This is a genomic window from Microlunatus spumicola (genome assembly GCF_039536445.1).
GTDB lineage: Bacteria > Actinomycetota > Actinomycetes > Propionibacteriales > Propionibacteriaceae > Microlunatus > Microlunatus spumicola.
In genome coordinates, this window is the sequence record NZ_BAAAYR010000001.1 from 180,962 (window position 1) to 194,669 (window position 13,708).

15 protein-coding genes are annotated in these 13,708 nt (G+C 73.8%); 8 read left to right on the plus strand and 7 right to left on the minus strand.

All coding sequences use genetic code 11. The features are described from left to right. Positions 1-5: 5 nt before the first annotated feature. Positions 6-578 carry a GrpB family protein gene (locus ABD665_RS00765; RefSeq protein ID WP_204912689.1) on the plus strand — a complete coding sequence of 191 codons (573 nt, stop codon included), beginning with the start codon at positions 6-8 and terminating at the stop codon, positions 576-578. Between the two features lie 6 nt (positions 579-584). On the opposite strand, the gene ABD665_RS00770 is transcribed toward ABD665_RS00765, so the two are convergent. Continuing rightward, on the minus strand, positions 585-1,334 hold the full coding sequence (locus tag ABD665_RS00770; protein WP_204912688.1) for a glucose 1-dehydrogenase: 750 nt from the start codon (positions 1,332-1,334) through the stop codon (positions 585-587). A gap of 97 nt (positions 1,335-1,431) precedes the next feature. Here ABD665_RS00770 and ABD665_RS00775 point away from each other — a divergent pair, with 97 nt between their 5' ends. Together ABD665_RS00775 and ABD665_RS00780 are read left to right on the plus strand one after the other, a co-directional pair. Beyond that, positions 1,432-2,067 (plus strand): TetR family transcriptional regulator C-terminal domain-containing protein, encoded by a 636-nt coding sequence (locus tag ABD665_RS00775; protein WP_204912687.1) that lies wholly within the window; start codon positions 1,432-1,434, stop codon positions 2,065-2,067. 52 nt (positions 2,068-2,119) lie between these two features. Continuing rightward, a complete protein-coding gene (locus ABD665_RS00780) occupies positions 2,120-3,592 on the plus strand; it encodes an oligopeptide:H+ symporter (RefSeq protein WP_204912686.1) in 1,473 nt (490 codons plus the stop codon). Positions 3,593-3,625: 33 nt separating this feature from the next. Here ABD665_RS00780 and ABD665_RS00785 read toward each other — a convergent pair whose 3' ends face one another. Then, positions 3,626-4,510: a cyclase family protein gene (locus ABD665_RS00785; RefSeq protein WP_204912685.1), complete on the minus strand. Its 885-nt coding sequence runs from the start codon at positions 4,508-4,510 to the stop codon at positions 3,626-3,628. A 65-nt stretch (positions 4,511-4,575) separates the two neighbouring features. Beyond that, positions 4,576-5,952, minus strand: coding sequence for an MFS transporter (locus tag ABD665_RS00790; RefSeq protein WP_344740716.1), 1,377 nt, complete (start codon positions 5,950-5,952; stop codon positions 4,576-4,578). Positions 5,953-6,142: 190 nt separating this feature from the next. On the opposite strand from ABD665_RS00790, the gene ABD665_RS00795 reads away from it, so the two are divergent. Next, entirely contained in the window at positions 6,143-7,033 is an 891-nt protein-coding gene (locus ABD665_RS00795) for a LysR substrate-binding domain-containing protein (RefSeq protein WP_344740718.1), read from the plus strand. Positions 7,034-7,060: 27 nt separating this feature from the next. Here the strand turns inward: ABD665_RS00795 and ABD665_RS00800 are convergent, their stop codons facing one another. Both ABD665_RS00800 and ABD665_RS00805 read right to left on the minus strand, forming a co-directional pair. Beyond that, complete coding sequence (locus ABD665_RS00800) at positions 7,061-7,450, minus strand: SRPBCC family protein (protein ID WP_204912683.1); 390 nt, start codon at positions 7,448-7,450, stop codon at positions 7,061-7,063. 10 nt (positions 7,451-7,460) lie between these two features. After that, complete coding sequence (locus ABD665_RS00805; protein WP_344740721.1) at positions 7,461-8,723, minus strand: MFS transporter; 1,263 nt, start codon at positions 8,721-8,723, stop codon at positions 7,461-7,463. Positions 8,724-8,818: 95 nt separating this feature from the next. Between ABD665_RS00805 and ABD665_RS00810 the strand changes: the two genes are divergently transcribed. Both ABD665_RS00810 and ABD665_RS00815 read left to right on the plus strand, forming a co-directional pair. Then, complete coding sequence (locus ABD665_RS00810) at positions 8,819-9,691, plus strand: LysR substrate-binding domain-containing protein (protein WP_204912681.1); 873 nt, start codon at positions 8,819-8,821, stop codon at positions 9,689-9,691. A gap of 19 nt (positions 9,692-9,710) precedes the next feature. Continuing rightward, positions 9,711-10,463 carry a TSUP family transporter gene (locus ABD665_RS00815; RefSeq protein WP_204912680.1) on the plus strand — a complete coding sequence of 251 codons (753 nt, stop codon included), beginning with the start codon at positions 9,711-9,713 and terminating at the stop codon, positions 10,461-10,463. Positions 10,464-10,471: 8 nt separating this feature from the next. On the opposite strand, the gene ABD665_RS00820 is transcribed toward ABD665_RS00815, so the two are convergent. Together ABD665_RS00820 and ABD665_RS00825 are read right to left on the minus strand one after the other, a co-directional pair. Further along, positions 10,472-11,212, minus strand: a complete 741-nt coding sequence (locus ABD665_RS00820; protein WP_204912679.1) for a methyltransferase domain-containing protein — start codon at positions 11,210-11,212, stop codon at positions 10,472-10,474. 54 nt (positions 11,213-11,266) lie between these two features. Further along, positions 11,267-12,064 carry a dihydrofolate reductase family protein gene (locus ABD665_RS00825; RefSeq protein WP_204912678.1) on the minus strand — a complete coding sequence of 266 codons (798 nt, stop codon included), beginning with the start codon at positions 12,062-12,064 and terminating at the stop codon, positions 11,267-11,269. A gap of 70 nt (positions 12,065-12,134) precedes the next feature. Here ABD665_RS00825 and ABD665_RS00830 point away from each other — a divergent pair, with 70 nt between their 5' ends. Further along, entirely contained in the window at positions 12,135-13,034 is a 900-nt protein-coding gene (locus ABD665_RS00830) for a PPK2 family polyphosphate kinase (protein ID WP_204912677.1), read from the plus strand. An 88-nt stretch (positions 13,035-13,122) separates the two neighbouring features. Further along, entirely contained in the window at positions 13,123-13,707 is a 585-nt protein-coding gene (locus ABD665_RS00835) for a hypothetical protein (protein ID WP_204912676.1), read from the plus strand. Position 13,708 lies beyond the last annotated feature (1 nt).

Sequence of the window (13,708 nt, forward strand, 5' to 3'; positions counted from 1 at the left end):
CGGACGTGACGACGGTCGAGCTGGTCGGAGGGGTGGAGCCGCTCGCGCTGACGCTCCACCCCTACGACGACCGCTGGCCGGGCGTCTACCGCGACCACCGGCGGCGGATCGCGGACGCGCTCGGGACCCACGCGCTCGTGATCGAGCACATCGGTTCCACGGCGGTGCCCGGCCTGGCGGCCAAGCCGGTCGTCGACCTCGTGGTCGGGGTGGACGACATCACCGCCGCGGAGGACCACGTCGAGCGGCTGCTGGCCGTCGGCTACGTGCTGAGGGTCCGCGAACCGGGGCACCGGCTGGTGCGCACCCCGGCCCGTGACGTCCACGTCCACCTCTACGAGCGGGACGACCCCGCCGTGGAGGAGTACCTGCTCCTGCGCGACCGGCTGCGCACGCACCCGGACGAGCGCGAGCTCTACGAGCGCACGAAGCGGATGCTCCTCGAGCGGCGCTGGCACGACACGAACGCCTACGCCGACGCCAAGTCCGACGTCATCGCGGCGATCAAGGCCCGGGCGAGGGCCGCGCGGGCGGAGGGCGCCCCCACGGCCCTCGGTCGAGGACGCCCCCCGGCCTGACCGGCTTCAGACGGCGATGCGCCCGCCGTCGACGGGCAGGACCGCGCCGTGGACGAAGCTGGCGCTGTCGGTGGCGAGGAAGACGACCGCGTCGGCGACCTCCTGCGGCAGGCCGGGACGCCCGGCCGGTCCGCCCGCGGCGAGCTGGTCGAGGGCTTCGCCCATCGCGGCGGTGCCCTCGGTTCGGGTCGGGCCGGGGCTGACCGCGTTCACCCGCACGCCGGCGGGGCCGTACTCGGCCGCCCAGGACTTGGTGAGCAGGACCAGGGCGGCTTTGCTCGCGCCGTAGAGACCCATGCCCGCAGCGCCGAACTCGGCGACCATCGTCGTGACGTTGACGACGGCCCCGTGACCGCGGGCGGCCATCGCGGGCGCGAGCGCGGCGACGAGGAAGTACGGGGCGGTGACGTTGATCGCCAGCACCCGGTCGACGTCGGCCGGGGTCGAGCCGGCGGTCGGGCCGAAGGGGAAGACACCGGCGTTGTTGACCAGGATGTCGACGTGCCCGCCGCCCAGCGCGGTCGCGCGGTCGGCGAGCTCGCGGGCGGTGCCGGCGTCGGCCAGGTCGGCGGCGACGAAGTCCGCCGTGCCGCCGGCGGAGCGGATGGCCGCGACGGTGTCGTCCCCGCGGGTGGCGTCGCGGCCGGAGACGACGACGTGGGCGCCGCGCGCGGCCAGGGCGAGCGCGACGGCGCGGCCGATGCCGCTCGTCGCGCCCGTGACGAGGGCGGTGCTGCCGGAGAGGTCGGTGGTCATGGTGGTGGCCTTTCGTCAGAGGTGTTGTTGGAGCGACCGCTCCAGAATGAGCCGATCTTTTTGGAGACACCACTCCAGAACGGGCTACGCTCGACCCATGACCACCACGACGTCGTCCGTCCACGCACCGGCCGTACGCCGGCTGACGGCGAAGGGCGAGGCGACCCGGGCGCGGATCGTCGAGGCGGCCTCCGCGCTGGTCTTCGCGCACGGCGTCACCCGGACGGGCGTCGAGGACGTGCAGCGCGAGGCGGGGGTCAGCGCCTCGCAGCTCTACCACTACTTCGGAGACAAGCAGACCCTCATGCGCGCGGTCATCGCGCACCAGACCACGGCCGTGCTCGCGGCCCAGCAGCCCGAGCTCGACGCCCTCGACACCTTCGAGGCCCTCGAGCGGTGGCGTGACCGGCTGGTCGCGCTGCAGCGGTCCCGGCACTGCGTCGGCGGCTGCCCGATCGGGTCCATCGCCGCGGAGATCGCCGACGACGACCCGGAGGCCCGGGCCGACCTCGTCGCCGGCTTCGAGCAGTGGGAGGCGCCCCTGCGCTCGGGCCTGACCACCATGCGCGAGCGCGGCCTCCTGGCCGACGACGCCGATCCGGACCGTCTCGCCCTCGCGCTGCTCGCCGCCCTGCAGGGCGGCCTGCTCCTCACACAGACCCGCCGGACGACCGTCCCGCTCGAGACGGCGCTCGACGCCGTGATCGAGCTGATCCGGGGCTACGCCGCCTGACGAGGCGGCGGCGCCCACCGACGGGCCGGGGCGGTCGTGCCAGGCTGCGGTCATGAGCACTGGTCTGGTCGAGAAGGACCGTCCCGGCACCGGCCGTACGTTCTTCGGCCATCCCCTGGGCCTGGCGAACCTCGCGGGCGTGGAGATGTGGGAGCGCTTCAGCTTCTACGGGATGCAGGGCATCCTCGTCTACTACCTCTACTACAGCCTGACCCAGGGCGGCCTGGGGCTGCAGGAGAGCGCGGCGACGTCGATCGTCGGGGCGTACGGCGGGCTGGTCTACCTGTCCGCGATCATCGGCGCGTGGGTCGCGGACCGGCTCCTGGGCGCGGAGCGGACGCTCCTCGCGGCGGCCGTGGTGATCATGGTCGGGCACCTCTCGCTGGCCCTCGTCCCCGGCCTGGCCGGCGTCGGGATCGGGCTGGTCTGCATCGCCCTGGGGTCCGGGTCGCTAAAGACCACGACCAGCTCGGTGCTCGGCGACCTCTACCGACCCGACGACACGCGGCGCGACGCCGGCTTCTCGATCTACTACATGGGCGTCAACCTCGGCGCCCTGTTCGGCCCGCTGCTGACCGGCCTGCTGCAGGGCATGAAGGGCTTCCACTGGGGCTTCGGGCTCGCGGCGGTGGGCATGGCGCTCGGCCTGACCCAGTACCTGCTGCTGCGCCGCCGCACCCTGGGCGACGTCGGGCACGAGGTCGCGAACCCGCTCGACCGCCGCGGCCGGATCCGGTACGGCGGTGCCGCGCTGGTCGTGGTGCTGCTGGTGGTGGTGCTCTCCGTCGTCGGCGTCATCACCGCGACCCGGCTCTCCGCGATCGTCGTGGGCATCACCGTGGTCGCGACCGTCGCGCTGTTCGCGGTGATCCTGACCTCGGCCAAGATCACCGCCGACGAGCGGAGCCGGGTGGTCTCGTTCATCCCGATGTTCGTCGCCAGCGCGGTGTTCTGGTCGCTGTTCCAGCAGCAGAGCACGGTCGTCGCGGTCTACGCCGACCAGCGCCTGGACCGGGACATCTTCGGCTGGACGATGCCGCCGAGCTTCGTGCAGTCGATCAACCCCGTGTTCATCATCGTCTTCGCCGGGGTGTTCGCCGCGCTGTGGACACGGCTAGGGGACCGTCAGCCGCCGACGCCGGTGAAGTTCGCGCTCGGCACGCTGTTCATGGGGGTGGCCTTCCTGCTGTTCCTGCCGTACGCCGGCGGGGCTCCGAACAGCACCCCGCTGCTCTGGTTGGTGCTCATCCTGTTCTTCTTCACGCTCGCCGAGCTCTGCCTGTCGCCGGTCGGCCAGTCGCTCTCGACCAAGCTCGCGCCGGCCGCCTTCCACACCCAGATGATCGCGCTGTACTTCCTCTCGATCGCCGTCGGCACGGCCACGGCGGGGACGCTCGCCGGCTTCTACGACCCCGGGCGCGAGACCCCGTACTTCCTGATCATCGGCGTCGCGTCGATCGCCGTCGGCGTGCTGCTGCTCCTCGGCCGTCGCTGGATCAGCGCGCGGATGGCCGGGGTGCGCTGAGCGGCGCTCTCGGAAGAGGGACCGGCGGGAGGCTCAGCGCGGGAGCGTGAAGCCGGTGAAGCCCGTCTGGAACCCGCTGAACGCCGGCCGGTTGCCGTTGACGGCGATCCAGTCGCCGTGCGGGCGCAGGCGGGACAGGCCGGTCCCGACGTTCTCGAGCGTGATGCCGCCGTGCAGCAGCGTGCGGGTCGTCGCCTGCAGGGCGGTGTCGATCGTCGCGTCCGGGCCGAGGGTGTCCGAGCCCGTGGCCAGGATCGAGCGCGAGCCGAACAGCCAGTCCACGGCCGAGCCGGCGAAGCCGGGCGCCGGGGTGCTGACGTACGGCGAGCCCGAGCCGCTGCCGTCGTCGAACAGCGCGGCGTAGCCGGTGAGCAGCAGCACGCAGCCGTGCGCCGGGATGCGCCCGTGCCGGCGTTCCCACGCGCGGAGGTCCTCGCGGCTGACGAGGAAGTCCGGGCCGTCGTCCCGGATCCGGCGGCGGACGTCGACCACGGCGAGCGGCATCAGCGTGAAGTCCTCGTCGAGCTGGTCGAGGCGCTTCCCGCCGAGGATGAAGTGCACCGGCGCCGAGACGTGGCTCGCCGTGTGCGTGCCGAGGCTCGTGACGTGCTCGAGCAGGTAGCCGCCGTCGTCGTGCGCGGGCGTCCGGGTGTCGACGGCCACCTCCCACGTGAAGTCGGGGTCGCCCTCGTAGAGCGGGACGCCGTCCCGCAGCGACAGGGTGAGCGGCACGCGTACGGCGGTCCGCGGGTCGACGTGCTGGTAGCCGGCCGGGATCCTGCGTCCCCGCCCCCGTCCATCGGTAGGTGTCTGGGCCTGGGCGGACGCCGGCAGGCCGACGGCACCCGCGGCCGCCAGGCCCGCCGCGATCACGGCGCGCCGCCCGACGGCGGCGGGAGGGTGGGGTTCGGGGGACATCGCGGACTTCCCTTCGTCGAAGGTCAGTCTGGCCGCTCCGCGCGCCGGTGTCACCGCCTCCGGGCTCAGTGGTGCGCGGGCACGATGTGCAGCGGGAGCCGGGAGCTGCCGCGGAGCTCGAGCTCGACGGTGAGGTGGGAGCGGCGGGCCATCACGAGGCCGGCGGCGACCGAGACGAGCGCCACGAGGGTGCCGCAGCCGAACATGCTGGCGCGGGCGCCGTAGTGGTCGATCAGCCAGCCGACGCACGGGCCGCCGAGGGCCTGGCCGCCGAGCAGCACCAGCAGGTAGACGCCCATGACCCGACCGCGGAGCGCGGGGGCCGCCGTGGTCTGCACGAGCGAGTTGGCACCGGTCAGGAACTGCAGGGTGCAGAACCCGACCGCCACCAGCGCGGCACCGAAGACCCAGACCGAGGGGGCGAAGGCGGCGAGCATCAGCCCGCCGCCGAGCAGGACGAGGTTGCTCGTGAGCGCCCGCAGCCGCGGCACGGACTGGCGGCGCGCCGACAGGATCGCGCCGGCGAGCGCACCGACCGCGCTGAGGGAGTTGAACAGGCTGTAGCCGCGGACGCCGGTGCTGAACACGTGGTCGGCGAAGGCCGCGAGGATCACCGGCATGTTGAGCCCGAAGAGCCCGATGGTGGCGGCCAGGGCGATCGACCAGCCCACCTCGGACGTACGCCCGATGTAGCGCAGCGCCTCGCGCAGCTCACCGCGCCCGCCGGTGGCGCGCTCGTGCGCCGGGACGGGGCGTGGACGGATCACGGCGACCATGATCACCACGACCAGGCAGGACGCGGCGTTGATCAGGAACGACCAGCCCTGCCCGACGGCGTGGATCAGCGCGCCGGAGACGGCCGGGCCGACGAGCGCGCCCAGCTGGAACACCGAGGAGTTGAGGCTGACCGCGTTGCGGATGTGGGCCTGCCCGACCAGCTCGGAGACGAAGACCTGCCGGGTCGGGTTGTCGACCACGGTGACCATCCCGAGGACGAAGGCCAGGACGTAGACGTGCCACGCCTCGACCGCGCCGGTCAGGGCCAGCACGCCGAGCGTGGTGGCCACGGCGGCGAGCGTGGACTGGGTGACGATGAGGATGGTGCGCTTCGGGAACCGGTCCGCGACGACGCCCCCGAAGAGCCCGAACATCAGCATCGGCAGGAACTGCAGCGCCACGGCCACGCCTACGGCGGTCACGCTGCCGGTCAGCTCGAGCACGAGCCAGTCCTGGGCGATGCGCTGCATCCAGAGCCCGGTCGTGGCGACCATCTGCGAGGTCAGGTAGAGCCGGTAGTCGCGCACCTCGAGGGCTGCAAATGATCGCGGCCACCTTCGTGCCGGGGCTTCCGGGTCGGCCGGGTCGAGGTCGGACAGCGGGGCGAGGGACGGCGTCGGAGAGGACGGGGCCGTACGGACGTGTTCGGCGGGAGCCGCGGACACAGTGGTTCACCTGATTCAGGACTAGCGGGGCGGTGCGGAGCGGAAGGGCTCACAGGGCCGGCTCGTCACTGAACCGATAAAGACACGGTAGGACTGACGTGTCCATCGGTTCGGGAAATGGACGCGATATCTCCTATTGTGATTCGTAATGACTGCCCGTAGCTCGGGTGGCACGACGACGAGGTGGGCCGTGGCGCAGGAGACGAACTTCGACCCGGTGCTGCTGCGGACCTTCCTGGCTGTTGCGAACGGGCTGAGCTTCACCCGGGCGGCCGAGCAGCTCGGGCTGAGCCAGCCCACGGTGTCCCAGCACGTCCGTCGCCTGGAGGAGGCGGCCAAGCGCCAGCTCGTCAGCCGCGACACGCGCTCGGTCGCGCTGACCGACAACGGGCAGGCCATGGCCGGCTTCGCGCGCACGATCCTGGCGGCGAACGACGAGGCGGTCTCGTACTTCACCGGCTCGGCGATGAGCGGTCGGCTGCGGTTCGGGGCGGCCGACGAGCTGGCGCTGAGCGAGCTGCCCACGATCCTGCGGCAGTTCCGGGAGCTCTACCCGCGGATCAACCTGGAGCTGACGGTCACGCAGAGCGGCACCCTCTACCGCCGCCTCGCCGCCAACCATCTGGACCTGATCTTCATCAACCAGGAGGCCGACCTCGGCCGCGGCACGCTGGTCCGCCGCGACCGGCTGGTGTGGGTCGGGACCGAACGGCTGCAGCTGGCCCCGGAGCAGCCCGTCCCGGTGATCACCTACCACGCGCCGAGCCTCAGCCGGTCCGCCGCGATCGACTCGCTCGACGGGGCCGGCCGGACCTGGCGGATCACCTGCAACACCCGCGAGATCAACGGCGTCCTCGCCGCGACCCGGGCCGGCATCGGCATCTGCGTCCTGGCCCAGAGCCGGGTGCCCGGGGACCTGCGGATCCTGTCGGGCCGCTTCGACCTGCCCGCCCTGCCGGACGTCGAGATGGCGCTCGTCGACAACCCGCGGGCCGCACGGCCGCCGATCGAGGCCCTGAGCCGGGCCATCCTCAACCTGCCGCTCGGCCCGCACACGGCGACCGACCGGGGCGCCCGGTAGTCCTTCCGGCGGTCGGCGGGTCGAGGCTCAGGCCTCGAGCAGGTCCCGCAGCCGCTCGAGGTCGGCCCGGACCAGGCCGGCGTCGCGGTCCAGCTCGTCGTCGGTCATCGCGAGCTGACGGAGGGTGAAGACCACCTCGGCGCCGTCGGGGTGCGCGAGGACGCGCAGCGGGTTGTGCGTGGTGACGCCGTCGGGGGTGGTCACGTCGTGGTCGAGGACGCCGTACGCGTTGCGCTCGACGAAGACGATCCGAACGGGCCCCATGGGCGAGGCCGCGACCAGGGCGGCGCCCTCGCGGTGGACGTCCGCAGAGGCGAGGCCCGCCGCCCAGCGGACCAGGTTGTCGGGCTCCGCGGCGAAGTCGTAGACCTCGAAGGGTGGCCGGCGGATCACGACGCTGAGGTGGCGGCTCTGCACCCGACCGAGGTTAGGACGCCGGGCGGAGCAGGTCGGGCCGGGTCGGGTCGGGCAGCAGCGTCGGCGTCCGGCGCAGCACCAGGGCGAGGACGCCGACGGCCACGACGAGCCCGCCGGCGAGCAGCACCACGCTCGACCAGCCGGCGCTGCTCCAGGCGCGGCCGCCGAGGGCGCCGAAGACCGACGCCCCGACGTAGTAGGTGAAGAGGTAGAGCGAGGCCGCCTGGCCCGTCGCCAGACCGGCGGCGTGCGCGCGCGCCGGCACCCAGCCGCTCGCGACGCCGTGGATGGTGAAGAACCCGCCGATCACCAGCGCGAGACCGACCACGAGCAGCGGCAGCGACGCGGGCAGCGTGAGCAGCACGCCCAGCAGGGCCACGGCGCAGCCCAGCGGCAGCACGGCCCGGCGGCCGTAGCGGTCGGCGAGGCGCCCGGACACCGCGGAGCTGACCGAACCGAGCGGGTAGACGAGGAAGAGCAGGCTGGCGGCCGCGAGGCCGAGGTGGAACGGGCTCAGGGCGAGGCGGAAGCCGACGGTGTTGAAGACGACGGTCAGCACGCCGATCGAGCAGCCGCCGATGAGGAACAGCGCGAGCAGGCCCCGGTCGCTCACCGCGAGCCGCGTGGTCTCCAGGACCGAGCGCCAGCCGGCGGCCCGGGGGACGAAGTGCCGCGACGCGGGCAGCAGCACCCGCACGACCACCGCGCAGACCAGCCCGAGGCCCGCCGCGGCCGCCAGGGCCCAGCGCCAGCCGGCCAGCTCGGCCACGGCCCCGGTCAGCAGGCGGCCGGTCATGCCCCCGATCGCGGTGCCGCCGACGTAGAGCCCGACGGCGCGGGCGTGGCTCGCGGGGTGCAGCTCCTCGCGGAGGTAGGCGGTGGCGACGGCGGGCAGCCCGGCGAGGGCGATCCCCTCGAACGTCCGCAGCGCGAGCAGCGTCGGCCAGCCCGGGGCCACGGCGCAGGCCAGCCCGACGAGCGCGGCGAGGGCGAGCGAGGTGTGGATCAGCGGCGTACGGCCGAAGCGGTCCGACAGGGGACCGGCGACGAGCAGCGCCACGGCCAGCCCGAGCATGGTGGCCGAGAGCGACCACGCGCTCTCGCCCGCCCCGATGCCGAACTGCTCGGCGAGCGCCGGCAGGACCGCCTGGGTGCTGTAGAGGAGCGTGAACGTCGCGATGCCCGCCGCGAAGAGCGCGACGACGATCCGTCGGTAGCCCGGCGACCCGGGACGGTGCTCCGTCCGGTCGTCGGACGTGTGCTGCGTGATCACGGTCCTCACGCTGCTCCCGTCGTCGCGATACGTCCAATGCGCACGAAGGCTTGAGCTCATGCAGGAGGTGCATGACGTCCGGCTACCGTTCGACCATGCTGATCCGCGATCTCGGCTGGCTCGTGGCGATCGCCGACCACCGGCACGTCTCCGCCGCGGCCGACGCGCTGGGCACGTCCCAACCGACCCTGTCGCGGGCCCTCGCCCGCTGCGAGGCCGAGCTCGGCGCGCGGCTCTTCGAACGCCTGCCCGACGGCGTACGCCCCACCCCGGCCGGCGACCTCGTGGTCGACGCCGCCCGGGACCTGACCTCCCGCTACGGCCAGCTGGTGTCGTCCCTCGCCCGCGTCCTGGACAGCGGCACGGGCCTGGTGCGGCTCGCGTTCCTGGACTCGATGGCCACGTCGCTGGTGCCGTCCCTGCTGCGGGCCTTCCACGCGCACGCGCCGCAGGTGCGCGTCCAGCTCCGGCAGGAGCCGGGCCACGAGATCGTGCACGACTTCGGGCTCGGCGCCGTCGACCTGGCGATCACGTCGGTCCCGCCCGACGGCCCGTACGGCTGGCACCTCCTCCAGGAGGAGCGCCTCGTCCTGGTCGTGCCGGCGACGCACGCGTGGCGCGACCGGGACGAGGTCGCGCTGGCCGAGCTGGGGACCGAGGAGCTAATCACGACGCCGCAGGGGTTCGGCCACCGCTCACTCGTCGACGGGCTGCTGCGGGAGGCGGGCGTGGCGCCGGCGGTCTCGTTCGAGAGCCAGGACCTCGCGACCATCGAGGGCCTGGTGGCGGCGGGGCTCGGGGTGGCGGTGGTGCCCGAGGCGTTCGCCGGGCTGTCGGGCACGGTCGGCCTGCGGATCACGGCCGCGGGCGCCCGCCGGACCATCGGCCTGACCTGGCGCACCGACCGCGAGCTCACCCCGCCGGCGCAGCGCTTCCTCGACTTCCTGGTCGGCCGGGGCGCCGGCTGAGCTCTGGCAGGGTGGGGCCGTGCAGGGGATCCTGGCCGGCGCGTTCCTGGCCGGTTCCGGCGTCCTCGCCGGCGTGATCGGGACCGCGGGCGGCATCACGTCGCTCGTCGCCTACCCGGCCCTGCTGGCCGTGGGCGTCCCGCCGCTCGCCGCGAACGTCACGAGCTCCGTCGCGCTCGTCGGCAGCGGGGCGAGCTCGGCCCTGCGCGCCGGGCCCGACGTCACCGGTCACGGTCCGACGCTGCGGCGGTGGCTGCCGCGCACGGTCGTCCTCTCCCTCGCCGGCGCCGTGCTGCTCGTGGTGACGCCGACGAGCCTGTTCGACCGGCTGGTGCCGTTCCTGGTGCTCACGGGCTCCGCCCTGCTGCTCCTGCAGCCGCGGGTCTCTGCCTGGCAGCGGAGGCGCGACCACCGGCCCGGGCGGTGGGCCGTCGGCCTGGCGGGCGGGGCGGTCGCGCTCTACAACGGCTACTTCGGGGCCGGGGCCGGCATCCTGCTGATCGCCCTCCTGGCCCTCACCGCGGAACCCGTCCTGCGCCGGGCCAACGCCCTCAAGAACGTCATCCTCGTCGTCTCCGACCTGCTGCCGGCGGTGCTGTTCGCCGTCCTGGGTGCCGTGGTGTGGCGGGCGGCCCTCCCGCTCGGTGCCGGGGCGGTCGTCGGCGGGCTGGTCGGTCCGTCCGTCGCGCGCCGACTGCCCGAGGCCGTGCTGCGGGTGTTCGTGGGCTGCTGCGGGGTCGCGCTGGCGGCGTACCTGCTCGTCCGCGGCTGACGACCGCGTCAGATCCCGGGGCGGCGGTAGACGGAGACGTGCGACGTCGCGTCGTCGGTGAACGGCTCGCGGTCCCAGCCGGCCCAGCGGTGCTCCAGCTCGAGGCCGGCGAGCTGCGCCATGAGGTCGAGCTCGGCGGGCCAGGCGTAGCGGTGCCGGCTGCGGAACAGCTGCGCCCCCGTCCCGTCGCCGAAGCGGAAGTGGTGCGACACCAGGTGCTGCGTGGCCACCTCGTACGCGTCCAGCCCCATGCGGCCGGGTGCGGTCTCGAAGATCACCGCGGACTGGCCGGGCGGGAGCCGGCGCAGGTCCGGGACGCCGAGCTCGACGACGAACCGGCCGCCGGGGCGCAGGTGCGCGGCGGCGTTCCGGAAGCAGGCCACCTGCTCGGACTGCTCCAGCAGGTTGGAGACGGTGTTGAAGACGAGATAGACGAGCGTGAACGCCCCGGGCACCCGGACGTGCGCCATGTCGCCGACGACGACGGGGATCGCGTCGGGCCCGGCCTTGGTCCGCAGCCGGGCGACCATCGGCTCGGAGAGCTCGATGCCGGTGACGGCGACGCCACGGGCCGCGAGCGGGACCCCGATCCGTCCGGTGCCGATGGCCAGCTCCAGCGCGGGCCCGCCCTCCGCGAGCTCGACTAGGCGGTCCACCGTCCGCGCCACGACCTCGGCCGAGCCCATCGCGCCGAGGTCGTCGTCGTACGCCTGCGCCGTCGCCTCGTCCCACACGTCCGCGTGCTCCACGCGGTCAGCGTCGCAGCCGGAGGCCCGCCCGGGCACCTGCTTTTCGGGCGGGCGTCACTCCAGCCGGCCGACCGGCTTCTCGGGCAGGGTGCGGTAGCTGGTGAACAGGGCGTCGTCGTCCGCGTGCAGGACGTAGGAGAGGGCGAGGTCGACGGGTTCGGGGAGGCCGGCGCCGCGGGTGGTGCGCGAGCCGGTGCCGCCGACGACCTGCGGGGCGTGGGTGAGCAGCACCTCGTCGACCAGGCCGAGCGCGAGCAGCTCCCGGTGCAGCGCCGGTCCGCCCTCGCAGAGCAGGCGCGGCTGGCCGCGTCCGGCGAGGTCGTCCAGCACCGCCCGCAGGTCGACCTGGTCGGTGCCCAGCTGCAGCACCTCGACGCCCGCCGCGCGCAACGGGTCCAGCCGGGCCGCCGCAGCGGCGGTGGTCGTGGCCACCACGACGGGCCCGCCCTCGCCCTGGGCCGGCACGGCGATGTTCGGGTCGAGGTCCGCGCTTGCGGTGACGATCACCAGGGTGGGGTAGGGCGCGAGGCCCTCCGCGGCGCGGACGTCCCGCTGCCAGTCCGTCAGGTCGACCGCCCGGTAACCCTCCGCCCGCGCCGTGCCGCCCGCGACGACGACCGCGTCGCACAGCGCCCGGTGCAGCGCGAAGTGGTGCCGGTCGCTGTCCGGGCTGATGCTGCCCGAGCTGGCGTCCGCACCCGTGATCGAGCCGTCGACCGTGGCGACGAAGTTCGTGCGCAGCCACGCGTCGGACGGCGGCACGGGGAAGCGCAGCAGCTCGACCAGCTCGGCCTGGCCGAGCTCGCCGGCCGGGGTGCCGCGACGGTCGAAGAGGAGGTGCACGACGCGCATCCTGGCACGCCTCCCGCTGCGGCCGAGGAGCCCGGACGACCCCGGGTCCGTCCGGCCCTCCGTGGACGGCATGATCAACGACGTGGCCAAGCACCCGAGCAAGACCGTTCCCGTCGCCGAGGAGCAACGGCCGCTGTCGGACCTGCTCCGGCTGCCCGCCGGACCGGTGGACCTGTCGACCCTCGCGACCGACGCGACGCTCGGCTTCCCGGGCGCGGGCAAGGCGGACGCCGCTCACGTCGACACAGTCCTGCAGCCGGAGCTCGACGACCTGCAGGAGCGGCTGTTCGCCAACGGGCGGGCCACGCCGGAGGCCGCACCGCGCGTGCTGCTCGTGCTGCAGGGGATGGACACGTCCGGCAAGGGCGGCGTCATCCGCCACGCGATCGGCATGGTCGACCCGCAGGGGCTGGCGATCACCTCCTTCAAGGCGCCGACCAAGGCCGAGCTGGCTCACCCCTTCCTCTGGCGCATCGACCGGGCGCTGCCGGGCCCCGGGATGATCGGCATCTTCGACCGCTCCCACTACGAGGACGTCCTCGTCGTGCGCGTGCACGACCTCGTCCCCGAGGACGTCTGGGGCGCGCGCTACGACGAGATCAACGCGTGGGAGGAGGCGCTCGTCGCCTCCGGGACGACGATCGTCAAGTGCTTCCTGCACGTCTCCCACGACAAGCAGAAGGAACGCCTCGCCGAGCGGCTGGCCGACCCGACGAAGTACTGGAAGTACAACCCCGGCGACGTCGACGAGCGCCTGCGCTGGCCCGCGTACACCGAGGCGTACGAGGCGGCGCTGGAGCGCTGCAGCACCCAGCACGCGCCGTGGTTCGTCGTGCCGGCGGACCGCAAGTGGTACCGCAACTGGGCCGTCGCCCAGCTCCTGACCGAGCACCTGCGCGGGCTCGGGCTGTCGTGGCCGGCCGCGGACTTCGACGTCGAGGCCGAGCAGAAGCGCGTCGCCGCGTCCTAGATCGAGGCGCCCCGGACGGGTTGAGGAGGTCCGCCGCTGGGTACTGCACCTGGGATAGGACACATCGACATCCAAGGAGCACTTCCTGATGGCAGAGCGCGACACCCTCATCCGTTCGATGCACGACCTCGGTGCGGCCGCCTGGTTCGGCGGCGGCCTGATGGGCGCCGTCGGCCTCAACGGCGCGGCGGACGCGGCGAAGGACCCGACGGAGCGGACGCGGCTGTCCAGCATCGGCTGGGCCAAGTGGACGCCCTGGCAGGTCGCTGCGGTGGGCGTGCACGCCGTCGGCGGCATCGGCCTCCTCGTCAGCAACCGGCGTCGCTCGCGCCAGCAGCCCGGCGCCACCGCGAACAACGTGGTCAAGATCATCGTGACGGCGGCCGCGGCCGGCGTGACCGCCTACTCGGGCGTCCTCGGCGCCAAGGTCGCCAAGCACGCCGACGAGGGTGCGGCCGGTTCGGTCACCCCCGGCAGCACCAGCAGCGCCGAGCTGGCCAGCGCGCAGCGCCAGCTCAAGGTCTGCCAGTGGGCCATCCCGGCCCTCTCGGGCACGCTCATCGTCCTCGGGGCGATCCACGGCGAGCAGCAGCGCGGCGTCGCCGGGCTGCTGGACCTCGGCAGCGACGAGGTGCTGCACGGCGTGAAGCAGGCCGTGCGCAAGGTCCTCTGAC